This is a genomic window from Aeriscardovia aeriphila (assembly GCF_002259595.1).
In the GTDB taxonomy this organism is placed as follows: domain Bacteria; phylum Actinomycetota; class Actinomycetes; order Actinomycetales; family Bifidobacteriaceae; genus Aeriscardovia; species Aeriscardovia aeriphila.
Map to the genome: position 1 here is coordinate 140,976 of NZ_MWWU01000002.1, position 26,664 is coordinate 167,639.

The following is a 26,664-nucleotide window of genomic DNA, read 5'->3' on the forward strand; positions in this document are numbered from 1 at the left end:
GAAAATGGCAAAGGTTACCAATTACAAGGAAGCAGGGTTCTCTTCCGTACTAGAAGAACTGGAATGGCGCGGTTTGATCGCGCAGTCTACTGATCGCGAGCGTTTGAGCAAGGCTCTGTCCGAAGGCCCGATCACCTTCTATTGCGGTTTCGACCCTACCGCTCCTTCCATTCACATTGGTAATCTTGTGTCCCTGCTCGTGATGCGTCACTTGCAGGAAGCTGGTCACCATCCTATTGTTCTGGTCGGCGGCGCAACAGGTTTGATCGGAGACCCACGCCAATCCGGCGAGCGCACCTTGAACCCTGCTGAGACGGTTGCTCAGTGGACGGAAAAGTTGCGCAATCAGATCTCCCGTTTCTTGCGTTCTGATGGCGAGAATGCTGCCCAGTACGTGTCCAATTACGACTGGACGAGCAAGTACTCCGCCATTGACTTCCTGCGCGATGTGGGTAAGAACTTCCGCGTGGGAACCATGCTCAACAAGGATATTATTGCCAGGCGTTTGAACTCGGAGGACGGCATTTCCTTCGCCGAGTTCAGCTACCAGGTTCTTCAGGGAAACGACTTCCTCCACCTCTACGAGACGAAGAATGCCACCCTGCAAACTGGCGGTAACGACCAGTGGGGTAACCTCGTTTCTGGCCTGGACCTCATCCACCACGTTCACGGCGTCGACGTCAACGTCATGACCAGCCCGATTATCACTGATTCTCAGGGTAAGAAGTTTGGCAAGTCAGAAGGCAACGCCATGTGGCTGGACGGCTCCATGTTGAGCCCATACAAGTTCTACCAGTTCTGGTACAACCAGCCAGATTCTGAGGCAATCAAGCTTCTCAAGGTGTTCACCTTCCTGCCTAAGGAGCGTATCGAGCAGCTCGCTCAAGCTCAGCAGCAGGACCCTGGTGCACGTGAAGCACAGAAAGTTCTCGCCTATGAAGTCACGAGCTTCATTCACGGTGAAGAGGCAGCACAGCAGGCTATTGAAGCCAGCCAGGCGCTTTTTGGCCGCGGTGAGCTTGCCAAGCTGGATGAGCAGACTCTCGAAGCTGCTCTCGAAGGCTTGAAGAATGTTGACAATGCTGATGGTACGAAGGCATGGGCCTCGGCTGAAGAGGGCGAAGAAGTGGTGCGTGCTGCAGTTGATGGAGGTTTGTTCCCATCGATCTCGCAGGCGATGAAGGCCATTCGTCAGGGTGGCTTGTATGTAAATAACAACCGTGTTGAGGACCCGAACCAGGTTCTCACTCAGTCTGATTTTTTGGCCGGACGTTTTGTTTTGCTGCGTCGCGGTAAGAAGTCCCTTGCAGCTCTGGAGGCTAACAAGTGAGCGATAACTATTCGCATAATTCTGATTCTCGTTCCTCTCGCTCGAACGAGCATCGCAGTGGCGGCCGCGGCTTTGGCGGTCGCTCGGATCGCGGCGGTGAGCGTTCCGGCCGCGGTTTTGGTGGCCGTAAGTTTGGTGAGCGTAACGAGCATCGCGGTGGCGGCCGCGGCTTTGGCGGCCGTTCTGACCGTTTCGAGCATTCTGACCGTTCGGAGCGCTCTGGTCGTTCCTTCGACCGTCGTGATGATCGCTCGGATCGTGGCGGCTTCCGTCGTGATGATCGTGGTGATCGTGGTGGTCGTCGTTTTGGCGATCGCGATGATCGTCGTTTCAACCATTCCGGCGAGCGCAACGGCCGTTCTGGCCGCGGTTTTGGCGGTGGCTTCTCTGGTCACGGCCGTGCAGAAAAGTCTGATAACCCCTTCGCATACGGTGGCGAGCGCAACACCTCTCGTCATTTCGCCCGTGAGAACGATGAGCGTCGCTCTCGTTTCGCTGGTGAAGGCCGCGTAAACCGTGATGACCGCGGCTTCCGTCGTGATGACCGCGACGAGCGTGGCGGTCGTCGTTTTGGCGATCGCGATGATCGTCGATTTAACCGTGATGGCGAGCGCTCTGGTCGCAATTTCGGTGGTCGTCGTGATGACCGTGGTGGCTTCCGTCGTGATGATCGCGGCTTCCGTCGTGATGAGCGTGGTGAGCGTGGTGGTCGTCGCTTTGGTGACCGTGATGATCGTCGTTTCAACCGTGATGGTGAGCGCTCTGGTCGCAACTTCGACCGTCGTGACGACCGTGGTGATCGCAATTCGCAGCACCGCTCCGGCTTCAGCACCGACCAGCTCAACGAGCGCTTCCACGGTGACCGCAACCGTCAAGGAACCGGCCGTCCTCTCGTTCGCCGCGATGACGATAACCGTTCCTTCTCCAACGGTCCTCGCCGCAACGCCGATGGTACTATTTCCTACCCATCGCAGAACCCATACACTGCTCGCCGCCCAGGTGAGCCAAAGATGCCACGCGGTATGGAATGGTCCATGCTCTCCCCAGACGACAAGCAGCGCTTGCGCGGTTTGAGCAAGGAGCATGCAGAGAACATTGGCCTGCACATTCTCGCCGCTTACACTTTGGAGCAAACCGACCCTGCAGCAGCACTCGAGCATGCTCGCTGGGTTGCCAAGCAGGCATCTCGCGTTGATATCGCTCGTGAAACCCTCGGTTTCATCGCCTACCGTCAGGGTGAGTACGCTCTGGCAGAGCGCGAACTGCGCACCGCAATGCGCATGAACGGTGAGCTCGACTACCTGCCATTCATTGCCGACTCTGAGCGTGGTTTGGGTAACCCTGACAAGGCTATTGAAGTGGCACTCTCCGAAGAGGCTTCTCATTTGAAGGGCGAGCCGAAGTTTGAGCTCATGCTCGTCTTCGCTGGTGCTTACGCCGACAAGGACAACTTCGACCAGGCTTTGAAGATCGTTCGCACTTTGAAGCGTGTGAAGAACCTTCCAGGCGAGTACCGCATGCGCGCACTGCAAGCAGAGCAGAACTTCCTCGACCTCGCCGGCCAAGTAGAAGAATCGGAAGCTCTCGACGACCAGGTCGCAGCTTTGGAGGATCAGTTCGCCGAGCCAGACCAGGAAGACCTCGAAGCACAGGAAAACCTCATCGACACTGATATTCAAAACCTCAGTGAAGATGACGACACCAACCTCGTGAACTTGGGCTTCACCTTCGACCAGCTTGCCGCAGAAGAAGATGAGGCCGCTCGCCAGGAGCGCGAAGAAGCATGGCAGCATCGCTTCGACGATGATGATGCCGACGATGATGATGTCGATGACGATGACACCGAAGAAGCTGATGACGACTCCGACGCTGTTGCAGACGACGAGTCTGCCAACTCTGATGAAGCCGACAACTCTGATGAGGACGACGCTGAGTCTGACGAGGACGGATCTGAAGATGAGGCTTCTGACTCTGATGATTCCGACGATACTGAATCCACTGAGTAATACGTCAGTGTAACCCTGTGGTGAGCCAGAGAGCGGAAACTCTCTGGCTCATCGCATATACAGCACCCGTGAAGAATCAGGCCTGATGAAGCGGACTGATAATCTTGAGCGACGAGGAGAGGCAAGGAAATGACGAGCATACAACTCAAGTCGAGCAGCACAACCCTGCAAAAACAGTACAAACTAGGCCTTTTCGACCTGGATGGCGTTGTGTACCGCGGGCCTGAGCCAGTGGAAAATGCCGCCCAGGCGCTCACCGCCGCCGCTCAGGAGGGCATGCTCGTCACCTACACGACCAACAACCCCTCGCGCTTCCCACAAACTGTCGCCGACCAAGTCGCCAGTTTCGGCGTGGAATGCAAACCCGAGCAGATTATCACCTCGGCGATCGTCGCCTCCCGCATGCTCGCCCACCGCGTGAGCCCCGGCGCAAAAGTACTGGTGGTCGGAGGCGAACACCTCAAAACAGAAATCGCCAGCCAGGGCTTCCAGGTCGTCGACAATGCTGACGAGAAGCCAGAAGCGGCAATCATGGGCTGGTTCCCACATATTTCCTGGCAAGAACTCGCGCAAATGTGCTTCGCCGTCGAACAAGGCGCGCAATTCTACGCAACCAACCTCGACCTGACCTTGCCACGCGAAAAGGGCGTGACCCCAGGAATCGGCTCCTTCGTCCAAGCAGTCGGCAACGCGACCGGGCAGAAGCCCCTCGCCATCGCCGGTAAGCCAGAATCAGCCATGTACGACGTCGAACGCGAAATCTACGCCGGCAACGCGCCACTCGTTCCTATCGAGCAGTGCCTGCCAGTGGGAGACCGCCTCGACACTGACATTGAAGCAGCAAACCGCGGCGGCTACGACTCCCTGTGCGTGCTGACCGGGGTGACGCACGCCGAGCAGCTCATTTTCGCCGAGCCTCTTCTTCGCCCCACCTTCATTTCCCAGGACTTGCGCGGTTTGGGTGAGATTCATCAAGCGCCTGTTGTTGTACACGGGGAAGGGGAGCAGGAGCATCTGCTTTACTCGCGAACTTCGCAGTCGTGCGCCGTGTATGACGCCGAGCAGCAGGAGATCAGGGTTGAGAACTTTGATGCCCGCTCGGTTGATCAGCTGCGATGCGTGTGCCAGTTGGCTTGGTATTTGGCTGATGAGCAGGAAGACCTCTCGCAGCTGAGTCTGCCTGAGTTTGAGCTGTGATGCTATGACGCTGTGATGCGCGGGGTAATGACTATGGAAAATGTGAATGGTGCGAACGGTGCGAATGGTTCGGCTGGCTCGGCGAGTTCAGACGGTTCGAAAACTGAGCCCATGCTTCCTCACGAGCACACGCAGTTGCCCGCGCCTCTGAGTGAGCAGATGAGTGATGCTGAGGCAATTCATGCGCTCACTGGCTTGCTTTCTGAGCTTCGCCAGGATGTTGACCGCGCGATGAGCGCCGAGCCGCCAGCTCAAGCCCAATTGTGAAAACATCTCACGTCCTCACAGCACAGTGCTGAAAGAAGGGATTCCTATGCTTCGCCTTGATGTTGAGCTCGTCAACCGCGAGCTCGCCGCCTCTCGCACCCGCGCGCAAAGGCTTATCGAGCAAGGTTTTGTGCGCGTCGATGGCGAGATCATCACCAAGGCGAGCACCAAAGTCAACGGCAGTGAGGACATCACGGTTTCGGGTGACGCTCCTCATTACGTTTCTCGCGGCGCGTACAAGCTTCTCGGCGCTCTCGAGGCCTTCCAGCCTCAGGGTTTGGCAAGCCCTCAGGGTCGCGAATGCCTCGATATCGGCGCTTCCACAGGCGGATTCACCCAAGTTTTGTTGGAAAATGGCGCTTCTCGAGTGGCGGCTTTGGATGTTGGTCACGGTCAGCTCGCTCCTTCAATCGCCTCTGACCCGCGCGTGGTGAATATTGAAGGCCTGAACATTCGTGAAGCTGAGCTTTCCGACCTTCCTGCTCGGCCTACTTACATCGTTTCTGACGTTGCGTTTATTTCGCTGACCTACGTTATCCCGGTGATCGCAAAACTTTTAGGATTATCACTGCGCAAGGCCCACGCCGAAGCTTCACAGCCCTCCCGCCTGACACCTCGTGAGGATGTGCCCGTGGAGATTGTTTTGCTCGTCAAGCCGCAGTTCGAAGTGGGCAAGAATCATCTGGGGAAGAACGGCATTGTGAGTGATCCTGCTTTGAGCGAAAAAGCTCGCGATGAGGTGTGCGACTGCGCTCGCGCTAACGGTTTCACGGTCTGTGGCTGCATAACTTCGCCGATTAAGGGAGAGCATGGCAACACCGAGTACTTGTTGTGGTTGCGCGCACCTCAGTTGAGCTGAAAAACGCGCAAGCTTGCTCAGCATTTCTTGAGATTATCAGCGCTGATAATCTCATTAAACCCTTGTTTTTTCAGTCGTGTCGAAAGAGGGGAGGAGTTTTCCACAGTCTGAAACATTGGTTGTTAACTCGGCAGACCTTTCTCTAAGATGGAAACTACATTCGAACGAATTTTCGAATAGAGTGCAAGGAGGGTGCGATGAGCAAGCGCAAAGTGCTTCTGGTGACGCGACCAGATATTGGGAAGAGCGCGGTCGTTTCCGTGGTCATGCGCATGCTGGAATCCGCAGGCATTACCGTCGAACTGATCGACACTCTCCAATCCAAGCGTTTCGGTCAATGGAAGAAGCCCTTGCTGGACTCTACCGTCGAACTCGTCCTCGTGCTGGGCGGCGACGGAACTATTTTGGGCACCGCAGAGCTTGCCAAAGGAACTCCCGTGCCAATCCTTGGCGTGAATATGGGCCATGTCGGCTTCCTCGCCGAGTTCGAAGAGTTCCAAATTCGCGAAGCAATCCAGCGCGTCATCGATCGCAACTACCAGGTAGAAAAGCGAATTCTCGCGGACGTCAAAGCCTACCTTCCTGGTGTTGACGAGCCTTTGCATGATTGGGCGCTCAACGAAGTCACCATCGAAAAATCTGATAGGGGAAAGATGGTGGAATTAGGCATTGAAGTTGATGAAACCGAAGTGTCCTCCTTCGCATCGGACGGTGTGGTGATTTCCACACCAACCGGCTCTACTGCCTATGCTTTCTCCGCAGGTGGCCCTCTCATTTGGCCAACCTTGCGTTGTTTGGAAATGGCACCTTTAGCAGCGCATGCGCTGTTCAACAGGCCATTCGTTATTGGCGACACTTCCTCCTTCCGCGTTGGAGTTCTTCCCAACTCCATTTCCGAAGGCTGGATTACCTGCGATGGTAGGCGTTCCGCGCTTCTGCCTCGCGGCTCATATGTTGATGTGAGCGTGTGCAAGGATGTTCTCAACCTCGCTCACCTCTCCGAAGTTCCTTTCGCACAAAGGTTGGTCACGAAGTTCGACCTTCCTGTTTCGGGATGGCGACAGAAAAACCATCCGTCCGAGTTCTCTCGCCCCTGGGCATTAGCGGCCGACGCTGGCCAGAATGCCACATCACATTCTGAGGTGAACGATGCTCACTGAACTTGAAGTTAGAGACCTTGGCCCTATCCACCACGCTCTCATCAACCCTGCGGTGGGAATGACCGCTATCACCGGTGAAACCGGTGCAGGAAAATCCATGCTTCTCTCCGCTCTGGGTTTGATCCGCGGAATGAAAGCCGATGCTGAGCGCGTCAGTGCCGGTGCAACCCATGCGTGGGCACAAGGTATTTTCACCGTTGACGATTCTCACCCTGCCCTTGAGGATGCTGCCCAAGCAGGTGCGGAAAGTGAAGATAACCAGATTTTCCTCACCCGCCAAGTAGCAGGTAAAGAGCAAGGTGGACGTTCTCGTGCTATCGTCAACGGCCACAGCGTGCCCCGCTCGCTGATGACCAGCCTTGCTAACTCGCTGATCACCATTCACGGCCAGGCAGACCAACAGCGTTTGGTCAGCAGCGCTCATCAACGCGAATTCCTTGACCAATATGCCCAAGCAGGTGAGGAGCTCGCCGCTTACCGTGAAGTGTGGAAGAGCTATCAGGACGCTCAAGCAACACTGAAGCAGTTGACCAGTGACCAAGCTCAGCTTCGCCAACGAGAAGACTACCTTCGCGATTCTCTCGAACAGATCAACAAGATTGATCCGCAACCGCATGAAGATGAAGAGCTGAAAGCTCAGCGCACGCGCATTGAAAATTCAGCGCGTATTCGCTCAGCTTTCGTCACCGCACTATCCTGCATTGATCCTTCCTGCGTGGATGCGAATGATGAGGGTTCCTGCTCAGCAGTCGACCAAGTGGCACGAGCACAGTCTGCAATTGAGCAAATCAGCGAGATCCCTGGAATGAACGAGGTGGTGGACCAGCTCAGCGCTGTGTCTGACCAGCTTAGTGACATCGTCTCCACTTTGGCTAACGGTTTGGAAACCAGCGAGGGGAGTGACGCTGACCTTGATTTTATCAACTCGCGTATTCACGAGCTGGCAGGTCTCACCCGCAGGTGGGGACCAAAAATCGATGACGTGCTTACCTGGAAGAAGAACGCTCAGGAAGAGCTCGACAGCATTGATTCTTCTCCGGAACGTATCGCACAGGTGAGCGCCGAATGCGAGAAGTTGGCACAACAAGCCTCAAAGCTCGCTCACGGTTTGCATGAAACACGAAGCGGCGCAGCCAAGCGCTTGAGTGACCAAGTCAACCAGGAGCTGGAAAGCCTCGCGATGAGCGGAGCACACTTGAATATTCAGGTGAGCGAAACTGCTGAACGCGGCAAGCTCAATTCCACCGGTTGGGATGACATCACCTTCCTCTTCTCTGCATTCCCCTCGGCTCCTCAGCGACCACTGGCGAAATCCGCCTCGGGCGGTGAGCTGTCCCGTTTGATGCTCGCCCTTGAGCTTTCCTTCGCCACTTCCCAGCGCACTGACCTCGGCCAATACGCAGGAGAAGATGACGAACTGCTACCAGCTGACCCGAACCGTCAACCGCAGCTCACCTTCGTCTTCGATGAGGTGGACGCAGGTGTCGGCGGTAGCGCAGCTGTGGAACTGGGCAAGAGGCTTGCCAGCTTGGCGAAAACCGCTCAGGTCATCGTCGTCACTCACTTGGCACAAGTAGCCAGCTGGGCAGACGCTCAATTCGTGGTGAGCAAGAACATGCAATGGGCTGATCAGCAGGCTCAAGGCACTCGCGACACTGCAAGCAAACCGGGTCAGTCGGATCAGCAGAACCAGACGGATAAGGCAGCCGAAGCTCTCACTCAAACCACAGTCACCCGCGTGGAAGGCCAGCAACGATTGGAAGAAATCGCGCGCATGCTTTCCGGAAGCGCCGATGAGATTTCCCTGCAGCATGCCGATCAGCTTCTCAGAGCGAGCAAACTGGAAAGAAGAGCGTAGCTCGCACGCCTGAGCACGCTGTAGAATGACGGCAGAAGGAGGCAGATATGAACGAGAAGAACCGCCCAAACAAAGCTAATGAAAAGGTGTCGCTCGAGCCAGCACCAGAAGCGACAGTGGACGCCAACGATGCGATGATGATCGCCTCACAGCGCTTGTCTCAAGTTCGTTATGTCTTCATCGTTCAAATCGAAGACGGCATTCCTACCGCCCACTCCCGCGCAGCCTTGGAATACTCCGACGCGGTGCTCATGGGATGGCCTGACCACCACGGAGCAACCAAGTTCGCTACACCACAGCCATTCCAGCTGGAAGAAGTCGAATCCAACATGAACTCCGTGGAACGCCACCTGCGCGACTTCAGGGACGCGGAAGTAGCCAGCGACACCGACCAAATGGCCGACCAGTTGATCGCCATCACCGGTCACGTCGCCCGCGTGCGCAAGGTATACCAGCCCGACTTTGAACTGCCTACCTTCGCAGAGATTAACCGAGTGATCAAGGAAGAATGGAACGAGGATATGAGCAAGATCGGTGCTGTAACCTCCCGTTCTTCCGAGCAGCTTCGCGAAGACATTAAGAAGAAACAAGCAGAAGAGAAAGCTCAAGATAACAACTGAGCTTCATTCACCAGGAGAGACAAACAAGAGTATGAGCACACCACTGGCAGGGACTCGAGACCATCCCAATGCACTCTGGCTTCAAAGCTCAGCGCAAGGAAATCATCACGAGCATTTGAGAATCGGCATCATGGGTGGCACCTTCGACCCGATTCACAACGGCCACTTGGTTGCCGCATCCGAAGTGGCATGGGTATACGACCTCGACGAAGTGATCTTCGTGCCCACCGGCCGTCCAGTGTTCAAACTGGATAAGAACGTCACCGACCCGGAAGATCGCTACCTGATGACAGTGATTGCCACCTCTTCCAACCCGCGATTCACCGTCTCTCGAGTCGATATCGACCGCCCAGGCATCACCTACACCATTGACACTTTGCGCGATATTCGCCGCGAATACCCAGACGCAGAGCTCTTCTTCATTACCGGTGCTGACGCTATTGCAGAAATCATGCGCTGGAAAGATGCTGACAAAATGTGGAATCTCGCTCACTTCGTCGCTGTGACGAGGCCAGGCTATTCCACTGACTTCACACAACTGTCCGTTCCGCAAGGAACAGTAGATGCACTCGAAATTCCTGCACTGGCAATCTCCTCGACTGATGTGAGAAGAAGAGCAGGGGAGGGAGAGCCGGTACGCTACCTCGTTCCCGATGGTGTGGTGGAGTACATCTACAAGCATGGCTTGTACCGCAGGCCTACGGACGCAGAGCAAACAGGAGAGGCGCCGATCAGCGAAGCCAGCATTTTAAGCTAGAAACACGGTTACGCTATGCAGTATCGAGCTGTCTGCTTCAACGGATAAACTCGATACGAAACGGTTGATCTCGCGAAAAAGTTGGGAGAACTCAGAGTGAGTGTACTTCTTGAAGGCACGCCTGATAAGAACCTGGTGCTGGTAACTGGACGCGCATACCCGAAGCTCGCCGAGGATGTTGCCAAGCAGCTTGGCATTGACGTCCTTGAGACTACGGCTTACGACTTTGCAGACGGTGAGATCTATTGCCGTTACACGCAGTCGGTACGTGGTGCAGACGCTTTCGTCCTGCAGTCTCATACTCAGCCCATCAACAAGTGGATCATGGAACAGCTCATCATGATCGACGCCATGAAGCGTGCATCCGCACGTTCCGTCACCGCTGTTGTTCCATTCCTCGGCTACTCTCGCCAGGACAAGAAGCACTTGGGCCGCGAGCCAATTACTTCTCGTCTGATCTTCGATCTTTTCACTGCAGCAGGTGCCGACCGCATCATGTCCGTGGACCTGCACGCAGCACAGTCCCAGGGCTTCTTCAACGGCCCAGTCGACCACTTGCAAGCAATGCCACTGCTCGTCAGCTACATTCGCTCGAAGATGGCCACCGACAACCTCACTGTTGTCTCCCCAGACGCCGGTCGAATCCGCGTTGCAGAACAGTGGGCAGCACAGTTGGGTGGCAACCCGCTCGCCTTCGTCCACAAGACGCGCGACATTCACCACGCCAACCAGGCTGTTTCCCACCGCGTGATCGGTGATGTGGCAGGCCGCGACTGCGTCCTCGTCGACGATATGATCGACACCGCAGGCACCATCGTCGGTGCGACCCGCTGCCTGAACGAAGCTGGCGCAAAGTCCGTCACCATCGTGGCAACCCACGCCATCTTCTCCGATCCAGCCATCGAGCGCTTGCGCGAATGCGGTGCTAAGGAAATCGTCGTCACCGACACCGTTCCTGTTCCACAAGAGAAGCGCCTGCCAAACATGACCGTTCTCTCCATTGCTCCACTGCTCGCAGCAGCAATGAAGTCCGTGTTCATGGACGGCTCGATGGCCAAGCTCTTCGAAGATTATCCACAGGAGCATCCAGACTTCCTCTACGCCTGAGCTAGGGCAGTAGAGAGCCGACAAGTGAACAGAGCACGCTGATAATCTCAAGAAATACGAGACTACCGGCGTGTGTTATTTGAAAAAATGGCTAATTCTGGGTAATCTTGTTTCGGCTATTCCTCCATGGTGTAATGGCAGCACACGGGTCTTTGGAACCCTTAGTCTTGGTTCGAGTCCAGGTGGAGGAACCACTTACCGCGGTCAATCGATCGCGGTTTTTTGTTTTGTACGCGCAACACGTGGACGGCTGTCGGCTAGTTCGTTAGTTAGCCAGTTAGTTTCCAGTTAGTCAGTAGTTAGCCAGCCTGTCAGTGTCAATCAGTGAGTTAGCGAGCGAATGGAGATGAATGCTGAGGTTGAGATGATGGAGACTCGGAGCCTGTAGGCAGTGAGCGTGGAGACGGCGAACGAGGAGATCGCAGCTTCAGTAGGGCCGCCGAGACAGCTTCGGCAGAACCGCTTAGACAGAAGAAGCCCACCAGGCGGTAGGCTTCTGTGTATTCGATGAACGCAACTGTCACTTCACGCCAGAGCCTGCCAGCGGCAGGAGAGTGAGAGCAAAGTTGAACTCAGTAGCGCTGAAGCGATAGCGAGATTGCAACGCTGGTCCGCAAGAATTCGAACCGATGCCATTGAGTTGATAATCCAGCTGGACCACGGTTGCCGAACTCTGAGGCAGCTCATCGAGGTGGCGAGCAGCAGTCAGCTCCTGCGCAGAATAAGGCAGTGCTTGGAAGTCGAAGCCCGTGTTATGGCGAACTCCCGCGCTGCTAATCTCGGACGAGTCGTCAAAACTGACCAGCAAAGCCGAGCGCGCGTCACCAACCTGAGCCCATGAGCAGTCGTGATGGCTGCCGTTTTCCTGCGGCATGAGGTACGGCTCAAACAATCTCATCGCATTCGAACGGAACACACCGTGCCATGAGCTGCGCCGCTTATCGCGATAGCTCTCATTAGGGCCCAAACCGCAATAGCTCACCTCGGCAAGCTCGGGCTTGAGGAAGAGTTGGAAGCCGAAGCGCGGAAAATCAGGGAAAACAGGGTCTTTGACGACGTGCATCTCCACACGAAGCACCCCCGAAGCCGACACCGTCCAGGTGAGATTCACCGTCGCAATTGGCTGAACAATCGAGGCGACCAGCTTGCAGGTAAAACGCAGCTCAACGGCACCCGAGCTCAGCTGCTGTACCTCACTCGTGTACGCGCGCAGGTAAGCGCGATCATATTGCGCGCGACGCCAGGCTTGAGCCACCTGAGAATCGTTGTCCGTCGGGGCGCGCCACACATTGAGCGCCATCGGACGGGCAAACAGCTCACGGCCATTGACACTCATCTGCTCGACCAGGCCGGTGCGCTTGTCGAAAGTGAAGGTAGCCGTTGGGGCGGCAACCTGCAGGTGAGCACCAATCTCGTTCATCGTGCTCGTGGCTTGGCCAGCAAGATTATCACTGCGATCACCATCGCCAGCGCTGCTGTTGGCGGGTTCTGCATCGTCGTTCGCGCTGGTGGCGGTCGTGGCATGGGTTGTCTGGTTCCTCACCCACTGCTGAACGGCAGTGGTGCCTGAAAGCTCAGGCAGAGCAATTTCGTCGAAACCAAGCTCATCGCCCGCATGGTGGAAGGCGAGAATACCGGTTTGCGCAGCGTGGAGTGCGCGGTAGCGCACAACCAAGCGGTACTGGCCCAAGCGAGCAGCATTCTCGCCCCTCACAGCGTCTTCGCCCGTCACAGCATTCTCGCTCTTCACAGCATTCCAAGCAGGCGGCAGCGCGTCACCGGGTACGCTACCCACAGCAGTGTGCAAGAACTCGGCGGGAACCACCACGCTGCCATCACTATGCGGTGCCACAGCAGGGGCGGCAAGCTCGATGCTCCTCACCGCCGTTCCATCCACCATCAGTTGAATTTGCAGACTGATAATCTCAGGCAAGGCTGTGGAATCGCAATAATTATGCAGGCTAAGCGTGCCAGAAGCCATGTCAAACTCAGTGACGCGGGCCGGGCGGTACACGTTCTTGAACTCCTCCAAGCCAGTGTGCGCACGACGGTTCGGGTATACCAGGCCATCCATGCAGAAGTTACCAGCGTTGGGGTATTCGCCCATATCGCCACCGTAAGAATACTGGTAGGTGCCGTGAGCATCAGTGCCGCGGTCGATCACGTGATCGCACCACTCCCACACGAAACCGCCCATGAAGCCCTGGTAGCGCTGGATTTTGTCGAAATACTCTTCTAAATCGCCCGGACCGTTACCCATCGCATGGCTGTACTCGCACATAATGTACGGTTTGACGCCATTATCGCCGTCGTCACCGTTGGAATGGTCACCGCGCGGGCCGTCGGCAGAGAAGTACTCGTCGATCTCCTCGAGCGGCGGATACATGCGCGAATGTACATCCAGATTCGAATAATCGCACACCTCATCCTTGCCCACATAGCGAGCCGACTCGTAATGGGTGAGGCGTGAGGGGTCGAAAGCCTTCGTCCAAGCCAAAGCCTTCTCAAAAGTGCAGCCGTAAGCGCATTCGTTGCCCATCGACCATAGCAGCACGCACGCATGGTTCTTATCGCGCTCCACCAGGCGGCGGGTGCGGTCGACGGTCGCTTCGATCCACTCCGGATTATCGGCAATGCGCGTATTCCACACTTCTTGACTGTTCTCATCGGCCTTCGTGAGCGCTGATGATGTTCCGTGGCTCTCGTTATCCGCTTCGTCGCAGAGGAAGAAGCCGAGGCGGTCGTACAAATCGTAGAAGCGTGGGGCATTGGGGTAGTGGGAGGTACGGATTGCGTTGACGTTATGCTGCTTCATCATGCGCAGATCTGTGAGAATCTGGCTGGTGGAGATGACCGGTCCGCTAACCGGGTCAGAATCGTGGCGGTTGACTCCGTGAATCACGATCGGCTTGTCGTTGAGCAACACCTCCTGATTATCAACGCGGATGCTTCTTATTCCTACGTGCTCCTCGATAGCTTCGTCGCTGGTGGTCAGAATCAGCGTGTACAAGGAGGGGTTTTCGGCATTCCACAGCTGGGGATTGGAAATCTCAAGGTGGGCATGAGAGCGAGGAGTAAAGCCCTGAGGGTTTTCGCTGACCTGAGCTGCCGGCACGCTCGAAGCTGAGGCAATAACTAAACCCTGGTTATCTACCAGCTTGGCTTCGACAGGAAGAACAGAAGCGTCAAAGAAGTCAAAATCGACGTCGACGCAAGCCGCAGAGTGATCAGATGCCAAACTTGTGTGAACAAAGAAGTCGCGAATAGCGCGGGCAGGGCGCTTGAGCAGGTAGACGTCGCGGAAGATTCCGGAATAGCGGAACTTATCCTGATCCTCCATATACGAGCCATCGCACCACTTGAGCACGAGCACGGTCAGGCGGTTGTTGCCCTCGCGCACCTGCTCAGTGACGTCAAACTCGGAAGTGGAGTGAGAAACCTGCGAATATCCGACGAAAGTACCGTTGACCCAGACGTAGAATGCGCTGTCGACGCCTTCAAAGTTGAGGAATGCACGCGGCGCCTGAGGGTCAGGCGTGTACGTGAAGTCGCGAATATACACGCCACACGGGTTATCCTGCGGCACAAAAGGCGGGTCGCAGGGGTAGGGGTAGTCGACGTTGGTGTACATATGCGGCTCGCAGCCCAGGTTTTGCCACACGGACGGCACAGCAACCGCGTGGTACTCCGCTCCCGGGGTGAAGTCGGCGGCAGCGAAGAATGGCGTCGGGAAGGTTGCATTTTCGCCGTTCGGGGATGGCTGGGCGCTGGTAATCTCGTCTTGTTCTTCTTGCAGCTGCCACAGGCTGGAGTAGTAACGGAATTGCCACTTGTTGCCAGGCTTCTCAGCCCCCAAGATTGTCACCGCGGCATCCTCGTCGCTCAACAACTGGAAACGGTCCGAATGCAGGCGGTTATCAACAAAAGTGTCAGTAGGCGTGCTTGCAGGAATGTAATACGCACGGTTTGGCTGGGTTTCGCGGTGTAAGATGTGCGGATCTTCGTACCAATGAGGGATAAACATAATGCTCCTTTGCAAATGTGTTCTCACTCATTATTGCAGGAACACCTGCCGAGTTTTAAGTACACGACAGTGAGCAGAGAGTAAAAATGCAATGAATGGCAACAAACGAGAGCGAGGTAGCCTGCGTGTGGGAAAGTACAAAAGGACGGTTTCTCACAAAGAAATTGAAGAAACGACCGCTCACACTGTTGTAACAGCTACTGAGTGGGCGGGAAATCGTCTGGTCAAAGAAGGAAGTTGGGATCTGGGCAGCTTTACACCAGGGGATTATTGTTTCTTCTGACATCTGGTTAAGCAGCTGTATGGAAGTAAAAACTAATGAGGAAGCAGAGGAGCAGAAAAGCTAAAGGTATAGCAATCGTTAAGGTCACAGTGATCCAACGTGGGGCACTTTTATACTTGAGAACTCCCAGGGTGATGAAGAAGATATCAAGAGCCATCTGAAATCCAGTTCCCCAGAACCTATCACTTGAGAATCCCCTCGTAATGATGAAGAGGGGTTCAAAGAATAAATTCTCAACAAAGAGCGCTGTTCCTACCCAGATTGCACCTTTCCAGTTTTCCTTTGTCGGCTTTGGCATATCTCTACTCCTAAAAGATTCCTTCCGCGGTGAAGCAATCTTATTTATACAGTATATACCGTCTCGCCGGGGAAAAGTTCCTATAGTAAACAGTTCTTAAGGTAAACAGTTTCCTCAGTGAACAGTTCTCACAGTGAAAGCACCACATCAAGCTAGTGCCTCGGCTACAATCAAGCTAACGAGAGTGCTGAAGAAAGGATAATCATGACGAAGCGTCCTGTGAAAACATAGCTTACCGATATGGATGGTGTTCTCGTTCATGAAGACACTGCCTTGCCTGGTGCTGCCGAGTTTATTGAAGCTCTGAAGCGTAACAATCGCGAATTCTTGGTGCTCACCAATAACCCGATCTACACTCCTCGCGATCTTTCTGCCCGCCTGAAGCGCTCAGGTATCGATGTTCCTGAGAAGAATATTTGGACTTCAGCTCTGGCCACTGCAGAATTTGTATCGCGTCAAATCCCTCAAGGCTCAGCCTTTGTTATTGGCGAGCCTGGCTTAACGACCGCATTGCACGAGGCTGGTTACGTTCTTTCTGACGCTGACCCCGATTACGTCATTTTGGGTGAAACTCGCAATTTCTCATTCCAAGCGATTACCACAGCTATCCGTTTGATTAACAAAGGTGCTCGTTTCATTTGCACTAATCCAGATGCAACAGGGCCTTCCGATGAGGGTGTTCTTCCTGCAGCAGGTTCGGTGGCTGCTATGGTCGCGACTGCTACTGGTAAGGAACCATATTTCATTGGAAAGCCTAACCCTGTGATGTTTCGCACGGCTCTCGACCGCGTTCATGGTCACTCGGAGTCGACGGCGATGATTGGCGACAGAATGGATACTGACATCATCGCTGGTGTTGAAGCTGGCCTTGCTACTTTCCTCGTTCTCTCTGGCATCACTGATCGCAAGGAAGTAGAGAAGTACCCGTACCGGCCCAACAAGATTGTCAATGGCATTGAAGACCTCATCGGCTTTGTCAACGATGGCTTCTTTGAAAACAAGCCTGCACAAGCCAATAACTAAACTTTTTCGCTGGTCAGTCACGGCGCTGGTAATCTGGAATTCCTCCAGATTGTCAGCGCTGTTTTTTTGTTTCACAAAACCTTCGTCGGGTCAGTGGATAATAGGACGGTAGTCATGCGCCGAAGGGTGCGTTGAGGAGGAATTATGGCAATCAGTGCAGCAATTGTTCTGGCAGCAGGTGAAGGCGTACGAATGAAGTCGTCCACGCCGAAAGTGTTGCATACCCTGGCAGGAAAGAGCTTCATTGCTCGCGTTCTCGCAGCTGTTCAAGGCTTGGACGCGCAGCGAATTGTCGTCGTTGTGCGTCATGGCAAAGAGCAGGTGAGCCAGGCAGTAAAGGCTGTCGCTCCTCAAGCTCTTCTCGTTGAGCAGGATGACATTCCTGGTACAGGTCGTGCTGTGCAATGTGCCATGAAAGCCCTCGAGCAGCAAGAAGGTGCTGATTGGGCCCGCAAGCAAACAGATCCTCTGATTATCACTGCTGGTGATCTACCGCTCTTGGATACTCCTACGCTCAGCGCTATGGTTCAGGCTCAGAAGGATCAGTCTGCTGTTGCCATGGTGTTGGCAACAAAGCTGGATAATCCCTTCGGTTATGGTCGCATTGTGCGCGATGATAACGGCCATTTCGATCGCATTGTTGAGCAGAAAGACGCTGATGAGGAAACTCAGCGCATTAAGGAAGTCAACACGTCTGTGTACTCCTTCACTCCTTCTGTGCTCGCTTCTGCTGTTGCACACCTGGATGCGAATAACAACCAGCAGGAGTTCTACTTGACTGATGCTTTGGAAAATGCCAAACAATGTGGCCATGTGGGTGTTGCTGTTGCTGCTGATCCACTGGCAGTTGAGGGTGTGAATGACCGTGTTCAGCTCTCTCGCTTGGCTCGCTTGCACAATCAGCGCGTCTGCGAACAGTGGATGCGAGAAGGCGTGAACATTTGGGATCCAGCAACCACGTGGATTGACGATGATGTTGAGCTTGCTCAAGATGTCACTGTTTTGCCAGGCTGCTTCCTGCAAGGCCATACGGTAGTAGGCCAGGGTAGCGAGGTTGGGCCGTACACCACATTGATTGATGCCACTGTGGGTCAGAACGCTCACGTGGAGCGCGCTCGTATTCAAGAAACGCAGATTGGTGACCGCGCCAACATCGGCCCATGGACCTACTTGCGCCCTGGTAACGTGCTTGCTGAGGATACGAAGGCGGGTGCGTTTGTCGAGATGAAGAAGGCTCACATCGACCACGGCACCAAGGTTCCTCACCTGATCTATGTTGGCGATTCGCATATCGGCCATAATTCCAACCTTGGCGGTGGCACTATTACTGCTAATTACGACGGTAAGTTTAAGCACCACACTGAGATTGGCAGTAACGTTCACATCGGAGCAGGAAACATGATTGTCGCTCCAGTCACCATCGGTGACGATGTCACCACAGGTGCAGGTGCTGTTGTTCGCCACAATGTTGACAATGGTTCCATGGTGTATTCGGAGAACACCCAGCACGAGGTAAAAGGCTGGAAACCGCGCTATGAACGCGAAGGCGGGCAAGATTCTCAGAACTGATAATCTCAAGGCATTGTGAGCTTTGAGCGCAAGAGATAGGCTCTCTGCGACAATAGGGCAGAAAGCTTTTGAAGAAAGGAAAACATGAGCGTACGCGAGGATACTGTCGTCGCATTGCAAAAGGCTGCTGAAGCTGCGAATGAAGCGAAGGCTGCAGACATTGTGGCCATTGATGTTTCTGAACCAGTGGCTATTACCGATGCCTTTTTGCTCGCAACGGCGTCGAGCCCCCGTCAAGTGCTGGCTGTTGCAGAAGAAGTCGAGAAGAAACTGAGGCAGGAGTGCGATTTGCACCCTCGTTCGCGCGAAGGTCTGCTCGAAGCGCAGTGGACCCTGCTCGACTATGACGATTTCGTGGTGCACATCTTCAATGAGGAGGCACGCGAATTCTATGGTCTGGAGAAGCTGTGGGGTGATTGCCCACATATCGAGCTGCATTTAGAGCATCCAGAGACCACCAAGAAGGCTGATGCTGATGAATGATCCAGACATCATTCACGACTACGTCGAGCCTGCTGCAGGTCAGTATCTCATTGCCCCTCTTCAGGGCTACAGCGTGCAGGACGACCGTAACCTCACTCCGCGTACAGATGCTGACCTCGTCTGGCACACCAACTCTCGCGAGCAGCTCGCCCGCCGTGTGATTTTTGTCCGTCATGGGCGTACGCATTACAATGCCGTTCACCGCATTCAAGGCATGGTTGACATTCCTTTGGATGCCAAGGGCATGTGGCAGGTGACCGAGACTGGTAAGGAACTGCGCAGACTCTACGTTGACACTGACGAAGCACGGGAGCACGGAATCAAGCAGTTTGTTCTTGCTTCTGACCTCACCCGCGCTGCTCAAACGGCTCACGCTTTTGCTGACCCGCTGGGTCTCGACGTTCACTTCGATACTCGTGTTCGTGAACGCTACTTTGGTGAGTGGGAAGCCAAAAGCCAGAAAGAGTTGATGGAAAACCATCCTCAGGATTTCCGCGGCTGGCTGGAAGGCAAGGGTTCTGAGCTCAAGCATGGCGCAGAATCTAAGCAGCATACCGGTGCTCGGGGAGCGGAGGCTGTCAACGACTGGGCTCACAAGCTTGATTCTTCCACCGACCTGTATGTGTTCTCCCACGGCTCTCTCATTGCTCAAACCATCCAGTATTTGCTGGGCAAGGGAACTGACGGCGTGTATGAGGCATTAGGTTCCATGCGTAACGCCTACTGGGCAATCCTCGAGCCAGTGGTTCGCTCGGACGGTTCCTATCGTTGGCGTTTGCTGGAGTTCAACCATGCTCCTCGCATTGCTGAGCAGGGTAACTGGAATGGGGAAATGACGCCATCTGGTTTGAGTTAAACGCTGTGATGGTGTGAGTGATAGCTGCACAGCTGACTTGCTCAGCATGACCGCAGGCGATGGGCTCAGTTTGTGCAGCTATTTTTCACTGAAAAAGCACAGAAAACCCGCGATTTTTCAGCCATTCTTCATCGCCATGCACTACAACTAGAGGCAGAAAGGTGAGGTGAATAAGAGTGGTCGAACCAGGTGGAAGCAGGCAAGGCTGGAACGGTGAGCAGGGTGCGCCTGCATCCTGCAAACCTCCTGTACCTTCTTTGCCAGCGCAAACGCCTTCTCATAATGACGCTGAAAAGGGCGGTAAGAAGAGCGTTTTCCGTCATTTCTTTGCTGGTATTTCCTGGATTCAAATTCTCGCTGGTGGCCTTGCTGCAGTGACAGTCTTTCTTCTGTCGAGCAAATTAGGCCTTGCAGGAACGATTATCGGCGCCGCACTGGCTTCGATGATCTCAACTTTCGCCTCCCAGCTGTACCAGAACATCCTCAAAGTGGCGAATTCGAAGCTTCTCAGCACTTCTGCCGACGACTCGCAGCAATCTCGCTCTCCTCACGAGTCGTCCACTGCTGTTCAGCCTTCTTCAACGCAGCCTTCGTCAGCTTGTGCGTCCGATGTGCCGGAAAGTTCGCAGGCACATCGGCGGATTGTGGGAACCTCTGACCAGTCTCAGTTGAGCTCTACAACTGTCATGCCCTTGTCACAGGCTTTGCAAGGTACTTCTTCGCCAGATTATCAGCCTGATATAGCCGTTCAGAGCGCTGATAATCTCAAGAAAAACAAGCAGAAAAAACTCGCCATCATCATATCCGTTGTGGTGGCGCTTCTCTCTGTCGCGCTTGTGACGGGCGGAATTATGTTGATCACTGGCGGTAAACCAACTGATACCGTTCTGCCATCGACGCGTGTTGAGCATTCGCAAACTCCAACCCACAACTCTCCTGACTCTTCCCAGCAAGGTGAGGAGACCAGTAAGCAGAAAGAACGGAGCCAGTCGGGTAGCGACGAGGAGAAGAAGGCTGAAAATCAGTCTTCTTCTGGTTCTTCTCAGGACGATGGTTCGACAAACTCAACTACCAATGGCTCAGACTCTTCTCAGTCGAGTAATACCAACGAATCTCAGAGTTCAACGAATTCAGGAAGTTCGTCTGATTCCTCCAGCTCGAGTAACTCAGGCAGTTCGAATTCTGACTCGAATAGTTCGAATAGCTCTACTAATTCAGGCAATTCCAGTAATTCTGATTCGTCAACGGGCTCTTCTTCTGACGCCAATTCACAGGGATCAAACGATTCTTCTTCGCAGTCAGGTTCGGCGGGAGATTCTTCCTCACGCACGCAGAAATAGGAAGGGATTTTCTTCCTCCTGTACACGTTCAGGTGGCTTAGTGAAGACGCTCACGCATGCTTGTGAGAGGGCAGTGGAGGAGAGGGAGAACTGACGAGCTTGCCCAACACGCCGAAAGGCTATGTGCTTGCGCTTTGCCTGGTGTCCGCGTATAGTTTCTTTCTGTTGTCATAGACAACTCACTGGGGCTATAGCGCAGTTGGTAGCGCACTTCCATGGCATGGAAGGGGTCGTGGGTTCGAATCCCACTAGCTCCACTATGAGGACTACCTTTGTGATACAAATGCACGAAGGTAGTCCTTTTTTATTTCCAGCGTCTCATCCCACAACGAAGCTCGGAAAGTGCTGGTCAGAAAGATTTATGGAGGAGCGAGTGATAATCGCACGTGTATCTGCCCTGTAGGTGAGGTGACCTCACCTACAGCATCACTTGAGGCTCAGGTAGAGCACTTCAAAGCATTGGGTGATATCACCCGACTGCAGCTAGCCTTAATAGTCAAACAGTCCGCCCCGTCCCCGGTGTGCGCATGCAACTTCCCTGAGGCCTTCGGCATGAGCCAGTTGACGATTTCCCACCATCTAGGCAAGCTGGTCAAAGCCGGAGTTCTCGAAAGGCAAAAGCGAGGGAAATGTGCGTACTTCACGCTCAACCCAGATTTTGATCAAAATCTTCTCGCAAACGTGACCCTAGGAGTCGCCATGAACGTTAATGACACAGCCACAGGAACCACGATCTTGTTCGCCTGCCGGCAAAACGCCGGACGTTCCCAGATTGCTGCAGCGTTAGCCAAGCAACTTGCACCAAAAGGCGTAACGATCCTGTCGGCAGGATCCGAGCCTGCTGATGCGGTTCATCCCGTCGTCGTTGAGGCCCTCGCCGAGCTCGGCCTCCAACCCGATTCTCAACCCAAGCCACTCGACCCTGCACAGGTGAAAACGTCTGACTGGGTCGTCACCATGGGATGCGGCGAAGCCTGCCCCTTCTTCCCGGGCGTCCACTATCAAGACTGGAAGATCGACGACCCCAGCGACCGTTCACTGGAAGAAGTCCGGAGCATCATCGACCAAATCAGAATACGTGTCCAAGAACTGCTTGACACAGTCTCCCAAGGGTAATCCCCATGATCCTCTCTGGTTGCAAAGAGTCTTGGTACAACCGGGAGGTATTCGGAGTGACATTTTTATTGTTCTCGCGCAGATTCCGTAGCTCTCATAAGAGTCGTGTGGAGCCGGTGAAAAGCTCTTGGTGAAGTCCGGATGTCACTTCGGATCACTCTCTCAGGCAGCTCCTCGCTCTGTGTTTGTCGGTCCAATCTAAGGGTGTGAGCTTGGACATTAGTCAGTGTCTACTGTATAATTCAGTGTATGCTGACTATTGCTTCTCGCCTCGACGTCATGAACCGGCTCGGCCGGGCCATGGCCGACCCGACGCGCTCCAAGATACTCATGACACTGCTCGACGGCCCGAGCTATACGGACGTGCTCTCGCGCGAGCTGGACCTGACCCGCTCGAATGTCTCGAACCACCTGACCTGCCTGCGCAACTGCGGGATCGTCATCGGCAAGTCCGAGGGGCGGCGGACCCGCTATGAGATCGCCGACCCGCGCCTCGCGGCGGCGCTCGTCGCGCTGGTGGACGTGACGCTGACTGTCGATGAGAATGCGCCGTGCGTGGACTCCGCGTGCACGGTGCCGTGCTGCTGCAGGACGGGGGTGGAGGCGTGAGCGAGACCCTGACCACCGCGCGCCGCGCGACTCTGCACCGCCGCGTTCGTTTCATCGTCGGCTTCACGATCACCTATAACGTGATCGAGGCCATCGTCTCCGTCTGGGCGGGCGTCCTCGCCTCTTCGGCCGCACTCATCGGCTTCGGGCTCGACTCAGTCGTCGAGGTGCTCTCGGCGGCCGCCATCGCCTGGCAGTTCACGCGCAAGGACCCCGAGCGGTGGGAGAAGGTCACCGTCAAGGCCATCGGCATCGCCTTCTTTGCGCTGGCCGCCTACGTCTCGATCGATGCGGTGCTCGCGCTTATCGGTCAGAAGGACCTCGACCACAGCCCGCTGGGCCTCGGCATCACCGCGCTGAGCCTGGTCGTCATGCCGCTGCTGGCATGGATCGAGGTCCACACCGGGCGAGAGCTGGGCTCCAAGAGCGTGATGGCCGACGCTAAGCAGCTCATCCTGTGCATCTGCCTCTCCGGTACAGTGTTCATCGGCCTCGTCCTCAACAGCCTGTTCGGCTGGTGGTGGGCCGACTCGGTCGCGGCGTTGGTCGTGGCGGTGCTCGCGGTGCACGAGGGCCTGGAGGCCTGGCGCGGCGACGTCGAGTCGCCGTTCGAAGGTCTGGAGGCTTGTCGCGACGACGACTGATTCCCACCCACGAGAGGATGACGGAGACCCCCGGAGCGCTGTTTCTGGGGGTCTCCGTGTTTCCATCACACTTCACGAGTGTCATGACTCGGACATGTGCTAACGCATATCAATCACACCGGTGCCCACCTCGATATTTTTGGTGCGCGTACCCGCTGCTGCGAGCACGGGCACTGGAGAGGCGACCTGGCGAGCCCAGTGGTGCATACGCCGCGCGGTCCGACTCTCACCTGGAGATTGCCTGACGCGGCACCCCGAGCAGGACAGCCAAACGCTCCTGGGTGAGGCCACGACTGGACCTCTTATGAATCTCGGTGAACTCTCGGCGTTCTGCTGCAGGTTAATCGCTCAGTCGATACTGATATTGATGCGATGACTTTCTGAAATGATTACCTCCTGCCATCCTTGATCGTGCAACGCTTCATCGTCGAGGGTGTTACTTCGGGCGCTGTGAAAGGCTGATCCTTCATCCGGGACGGCTAGCCTTACCCTTTCGGCTAGTCCCGGCCCGGTTGCAGTGGCTGAGTGCAATAGGGCCTTTTTGTTAAAATCCTCTGCTACAGTGAGCTGACAAGCTCATAAGGTGAGATTGCCACTGTCTCACGTTACTTGTTGTCACGACATTGCTGCCGTCGTGAGATTGCCACTGTCAATCGCCAGGTGAGTAAGGAGAGTTGATGGCACGTGCATCGCTTCAGCCGTGGGTGCGTACCGTTTCTACTGTATGGGGCGGCGAACTCTTCTCTGTTCTCACCAGTTCTGTGCTGCAGATGGGCTTTATCTGGCATATTACGATGACGACTCAGTCACCTCTTGCCGTCACCTTAGCTTCGCTGGTAGGTTTCCTTCCTGCTGCTTTGTTGGGCCCGATTGCAGGAGTTTTGGTTGACCGCTTTGCCATCCCTGTAGTGATGATCAGCGCGGATATGAGCATTGCTCTGGTCAGTTTATGTGTCACATTATGGGCATGGGGTGTGGGGAGCATTCCGCTGTGGCTCGTCCTCGTGGTTTTGTTCCTCCGCTCCTGCGGTCAAAGCGTGCACACTCCCGCTTTCAATGCACTCACGCCTCTTATTGCGCCGAAGAAGATGCTCGATCGGCTGGCTGGCATCAGCCAGATTGTTCAGCAAAGTGGCTACCTCATTGGAATGGCTGTGGCTGCTTGGATGTACCCGCACTGGGGTTTGAACAGCATGATTGTTCTGGACGTTCTCGGCGCTGTGGTAGCTTCTGGCTGCGTTTTGCTTTCCCAGGTGCGCGATACGCGCAAGAGGACTATCGCTCGTCAAGAAACAGCCTCTGCTGAGGTGAAAGAGGCTGCTCGTCAGGCCTGGGAAGGCTTTGAGATTATCAGAGCTGATAAAAGCTTGCTTACCTTGCTCATTGGAGCTTTTCTGTTTAATCTTGCCTTCTCTCCGCTTGCTGCACTCTTCCCTCTGATTAGCATTGACTACTTCAAAGCGGGAACTGGGGGAGCGGCTCTTATTGAAGCTGTCTGGTCAGCTGGTGTGATTGTGGGTGGCGCTATTGTCGGTGCAACGGGTGGTTTGAAGAAGAAGTCGCATTCTATCCTGTTATCCTGTTTGATTTTTGGTGTGACAACAGTGTGGTCTGGGTTGCTTCCTCGCTCTGGCTTTGTTCTGTTTGTCATTTTGAATGCCATCATGGGTTTGAGTCAGCCGCTCTATGATGCTCCAGTGACTGCTCTGATCCAGCAGCGTATTGCTCCGAAGTATTTGGGTAGAGCTTTTGCGCTGTTCCAATCTTTGCAAGCCTGGGCTATGCCAGTGGGTTTGGCTGCATCTGCCTTCTTCGTTGATGGTGTGAGTGTTCCTTCCTTCTTTGTTTTTTGTGGTAGTGCCTTTCTGGTGTTGACAGTGGTGTTGTGGCTGTTGCCTCAAGTGCGCCTGCTGGATGAGTGAGGGCTTGGCGGGTGTTTACTGAGGGGAGCAGGACCTTGGTTTATGCCCGAAATTGCTCAAGGCGAACAACACGCCAGACGCGCCGAAATGACAAAATTCACAAATAAACTTTTCCACAGTCCAAGGCTTGATTTTTCAAGACGACACTAGATGTAGTGTTTAAAACTTTGTAACGACACTACCTGTTGTGGTCATTTCGCTCTTCATTTTCATATACGATACTGTGAGCAACCAATTGATGAGAAGAGAGGTCCTTATGAACGTCACCGTCTATGCCAAGCCTCATTGCCCTCAGTGCGCTGCAACTCAGCGTCAGTTGAAGCGCTTGGGTGTTGACTACCGAGAGATTGACATCACCCAAGATGAAGAAGCTTTGAAGAAAGTTTTGGCTGCTGGTTTTAAGCAGGCTCCCGTCGTCATGACAGACCATGATGCATGGAGCGGCTATCGCCCAGACAAGATCAAGGCTCTCGTGCCAAGCACCCCGGAGGCACTGCGAGCAGTCGCTTATTCAAGCGTGCGCTGAACGCAGCCTGACAATCTCAAGAAATTGGCAATGTAAACAGTCGCCAGCTACAATTACATACTTCTCTTTGCGCTAAAACCCAACATGCTCCTTACACAGGCAGTGCATTTCGGGTTTTTCTTGTGTTCGAGCTTCAACAGGAAAGAATTCCTCGGCGAGTACAGCAGCGAGTACAGCAAAGAGGCAACAAGGAGGCAACAACGTGAGCAACGCAGAAAGCGAGCTTGGCCAGGAAAGCAGCGAGCCAGAATACAAGGCTCAAGGAAACGCCATTGGTTCTGTCGTCTATTTCTCTTCCGTATCACAGAACACTGCGCGTTTCATCGCCAACTGTGAGCTCGACAAGCTGGGTATGAATGTGTATCGTCTGCCGTTGCGCAGAAGCGATCCTGAACTTCATATTCACGAGCCCTACGTTCTCGTTGTGCCTACTTATGGCGGAGGAAATCCGAAAAAAGCCGTTCCTATGCAGGTCAAGCAGTTCCTCAATAACCCAGCAAACCGCATGTGGATTCGCGCAGTGATCGCCTCCGGCAACACCAATTTTGGTGAAGCATACTGCGCGGCAGGGGATATGATCTCCGCAAAATGCCACATTCCCTACCTCTACCGCTTTGAGTTGATGGGAACCCCAGAAGACGTTCAAGCTGTTCAGCGCGGCCTGGTAAAGTTCTTCGCTGACCTCTCCGCAGGCAAGGTAGATGTTCCAGGTATGCAAGAGGCAATGAAAGAAAATGAGCAGCGCGCACTTGTGCACTGATCCCCATAGCATCCTCGTTCCCGTCGATAGCAAGCTTTACGGAGGCAATA

The 26,664-nt window shown here is 54.7% G+C and carries 25 protein-coding genes and 2 tRNA genes; 24 read left to right on the forward strand and 3 right to left on the reverse strand.

The features are described from left to right. Positions 1-4 precede the first annotated feature (4 nt). The 11 genes from tyrS to AEAE_RS01705 all read left to right on the forward strand — a co-directional run bounded on the left by tyrS (position 5) and on the right by AEAE_RS01705 (position 11,355). A complete protein-coding gene (tyrS, locus tag AEAE_RS01655) occupies positions 5-1,330 on the forward strand; it encodes a tyrosine--tRNA ligase (RefSeq protein WP_094689436.1) in 1,326 nt (441 codons plus the stop codon). Further along, on the forward strand, positions 1,327-3,336 hold the full coding sequence (locus tag AEAE_RS01660) for a tetratricopeptide repeat protein (protein ID WP_244569585.1): 2,010 nt from the start codon (positions 1,327-1,329) through the stop codon (positions 3,334-3,336). The genes tyrS and AEAE_RS01660 overlap by 4 nt, the downstream gene beginning before the upstream one ends. 129 nt (positions 3,337-3,465) lie before the next feature. After that, a complete protein-coding gene (locus AEAE_RS01665; RefSeq protein WP_094689437.1) occupies positions 3,466-4,533 on the forward strand; it encodes an HAD-IIA family hydrolase in 1,068 nt (355 codons plus the stop codon). 27 nt (positions 4,534-4,560) lie between these two features. Beyond that, positions 4,561-4,800 (forward strand): hypothetical protein, encoded by a 240-nt coding sequence (locus tag AEAE_RS01670; protein WP_158520464.1) that lies wholly within the window; start codon positions 4,561-4,563, stop codon positions 4,798-4,800. A 46-nt stretch (positions 4,801-4,846) separates the two neighbouring features. Beyond that, complete coding sequence (locus AEAE_RS01675; RefSeq protein WP_094689439.1) at positions 4,847-5,659, forward strand: TlyA family RNA methyltransferase; 813 nt, start codon at positions 4,847-4,849, stop codon at positions 5,657-5,659. A gap of 197 nt (positions 5,660-5,856) precedes the next feature. Continuing rightward, entirely contained in the window at positions 5,857-6,819 is a 963-nt protein-coding gene (locus AEAE_RS01680) for an NAD kinase (RefSeq protein WP_094689440.1), read from the forward strand. Next, on the forward strand, positions 6,809-8,677 hold the full coding sequence (locus AEAE_RS01685) for a DNA repair protein RecN (RefSeq protein WP_094689441.1): 1,869 nt from the start codon (positions 6,809-6,811) through the stop codon (positions 8,675-8,677). Before AEAE_RS01680 ends, AEAE_RS01685 begins: the two co-directional genes overlap by 11 nt. Before the next feature lie 134 nt (positions 8,678-8,811). Beyond that, positions 8,812-9,297, forward strand: a complete 486-nt coding sequence (locus AEAE_RS01690; RefSeq protein ID WP_420809218.1) for a phosphoribosylglycinamide synthetase — start codon at positions 8,812-8,814, stop codon at positions 9,295-9,297. A 31-nt stretch (positions 9,298-9,328) separates the two neighbouring features. Next, positions 9,329-10,054 (forward strand): nicotinate-nucleotide adenylyltransferase, encoded by a 726-nt coding sequence (gene nadD / locus AEAE_RS01695; protein ID WP_094689443.1) that lies wholly within the window; start codon positions 9,329-9,331, stop codon positions 10,052-10,054. A 96-nt stretch (positions 10,055-10,150) separates the two neighbouring features. Further along, on the forward strand, positions 10,151-11,161 hold the full coding sequence (locus tag AEAE_RS01700; protein WP_094689444.1) for a ribose-phosphate diphosphokinase: 1,011 nt from the start codon (positions 10,151-10,153) through the stop codon (positions 11,159-11,161). Positions 11,162-11,281: 120 nt separating this feature from the next. Continuing rightward, positions 11,282-11,355: transfer RNA gene (locus AEAE_RS01705), tRNA-Gln, on the forward strand. A gap of 326 nt (positions 11,356-11,681) precedes the next feature. Here AEAE_RS01705 and AEAE_RS01710 read toward each other — a convergent pair. Then, complete coding sequence (locus AEAE_RS01710) at positions 11,682-15,185, reverse strand: glycoside hydrolase family 2 TIM barrel-domain containing protein (protein ID WP_094689445.1); 3,504 nt, start codon at positions 15,183-15,185, stop codon at positions 11,682-11,684. 91 nt (positions 15,186-15,276) lie between these two features. Here AEAE_RS01710 and AEAE_RS06820 point away from each other — a divergent pair, with 91 nt between their 5' ends. Further along, positions 15,277-15,468, forward strand: a complete 192-nt coding sequence (locus tag AEAE_RS06820) for a hypothetical protein (protein ID WP_148139938.1) — start codon at positions 15,277-15,279, stop codon at positions 15,466-15,468. A gap of 7 nt (positions 15,469-15,475) precedes the next feature. Here the strand turns inward: AEAE_RS06820 and AEAE_RS01715 are convergent, their stop codons facing one another. Next, positions 15,476-15,766, reverse strand: coding sequence for a hypothetical protein (locus AEAE_RS01715; protein WP_094689446.1), 291 nt, complete (start codon positions 15,764-15,766; stop codon positions 15,476-15,478). 240 nt (positions 15,767-16,006) lie between these two features. On the opposite strand from AEAE_RS01715, the gene AEAE_RS01720 reads away from it, so the two are divergent. The 9 genes from AEAE_RS01720 to AEAE_RS01760 all read left to right on the forward strand — a co-directional run bounded on the left by AEAE_RS01720 (position 16,007) and on the right by AEAE_RS01760 (position 23,406). Continuing rightward, positions 16,007-16,789, forward strand: coding sequence for an HAD-IIA family hydrolase (locus AEAE_RS01720; RefSeq protein ID WP_094689447.1), 783 nt, complete (start codon positions 16,007-16,009; stop codon positions 16,787-16,789). A 144-nt stretch (positions 16,790-16,933) separates the two neighbouring features. Next, positions 16,934-18,358, forward strand: a complete 1,425-nt coding sequence (gene glmU, locus AEAE_RS01725) for a bifunctional UDP-N-acetylglucosamine diphosphorylase/glucosamine-1-phosphate N-acetyltransferase GlmU (protein WP_094689448.1) — start codon at positions 16,934-16,936, stop codon at positions 18,356-18,358. Between the two features lie 84 nt (positions 18,359-18,442). Beyond that, the gene (gene rsfS, locus AEAE_RS01730) at positions 18,443-18,841 is read left to right on the forward strand and encodes a ribosome silencing factor (RefSeq protein ID WP_094689449.1); all 399 of its coding nucleotides are present in this window, start codon (positions 18,443-18,445) and stop codon (positions 18,839-18,841) included. Beyond that, complete coding sequence (locus AEAE_RS01735) at positions 18,828-19,697, forward strand: histidine phosphatase family protein (protein WP_244569586.1); 870 nt, start codon at positions 18,828-18,830, stop codon at positions 19,695-19,697. The genes rsfS and AEAE_RS01735 overlap by 14 nt, the downstream gene beginning before the upstream one ends. Positions 19,698-19,873: 176 nt before the next feature. Then, complete coding sequence (locus AEAE_RS01740) at positions 19,874-21,037, forward strand: hypothetical protein (RefSeq protein ID WP_094689450.1); 1,164 nt, start codon at positions 19,874-19,876, stop codon at positions 21,035-21,037. A 184-nt stretch (positions 21,038-21,221) separates the two neighbouring features. Then, positions 21,222-21,294: transfer RNA gene (locus tag AEAE_RS01745), tRNA-Ala, on the forward strand. Positions 21,295-21,445: 151 nt separating this feature from the next. Next, entirely contained in the window at positions 21,446-22,153 is a 708-nt protein-coding gene (locus AEAE_RS01750; protein WP_244569631.1) for a metalloregulator ArsR/SmtB family transcription factor, read from the forward strand. Between the two features lie 249 nt (positions 22,154-22,402). Further along, complete coding sequence (gene cmtR / locus AEAE_RS01755) at positions 22,403-22,762, forward strand: Cd(II)/Pb(II)-sensing metalloregulatory transcriptional regulator CmtR (protein WP_094689451.1); 360 nt, start codon at positions 22,403-22,405, stop codon at positions 22,760-22,762. After that, positions 22,759-23,406 (forward strand): cation efflux transmembrane domain-containing protein, encoded by a 648-nt coding sequence (locus tag AEAE_RS01760; protein WP_094689452.1) that lies wholly within the window; start codon positions 22,759-22,761, stop codon positions 23,404-23,406. The genes cmtR and AEAE_RS01760 overlap by 4 nt, the downstream gene beginning before the upstream one ends. A gap of 226 nt (positions 23,407-23,632) precedes the next feature. Here the strand turns inward: AEAE_RS01760 and AEAE_RS07015 are convergent, their stop codons facing one another. Then, a complete protein-coding gene (locus tag AEAE_RS07015) occupies positions 23,633-23,716 on the reverse strand; it encodes a helix-turn-helix domain-containing protein (RefSeq protein WP_420809217.1) in 84 nt (27 codons plus the stop codon). Between the two features lie 367 nt (positions 23,717-24,083). Here AEAE_RS07015 and AEAE_RS01770 point away from each other — a divergent pair, with 367 nt between their 5' ends. From AEAE_RS01770 to nrdI, 3 genes are all read left to right on the forward strand, one after another. Then, positions 24,084-25,328 carry an MFS transporter gene (locus tag AEAE_RS01770; protein WP_094689453.1) on the forward strand — a complete coding sequence of 415 codons (1,245 nt, stop codon included), beginning with the start codon at positions 24,084-24,086 and terminating at the stop codon, positions 25,326-25,328. 256 nt (positions 25,329-25,584) lie between these two features. Then, positions 25,585-25,854, forward strand: coding sequence for a glutaredoxin-like protein NrdH (gene nrdH / locus AEAE_RS01775; RefSeq protein ID WP_094689454.1), 270 nt, complete (start codon positions 25,585-25,587; stop codon positions 25,852-25,854). A 202-nt stretch (positions 25,855-26,056) separates the two neighbouring features. Continuing rightward, positions 26,057-26,614 carry a class Ib ribonucleoside-diphosphate reductase assembly flavoprotein NrdI gene (gene nrdI, locus AEAE_RS01780; RefSeq protein WP_094689455.1) on the forward strand — a complete coding sequence of 186 codons (558 nt, stop codon included), beginning with the start codon at positions 26,057-26,059 and terminating at the stop codon, positions 26,612-26,614. The last annotated feature ends 50 nt before the right edge of the window (positions 26,615-26,664 follow it).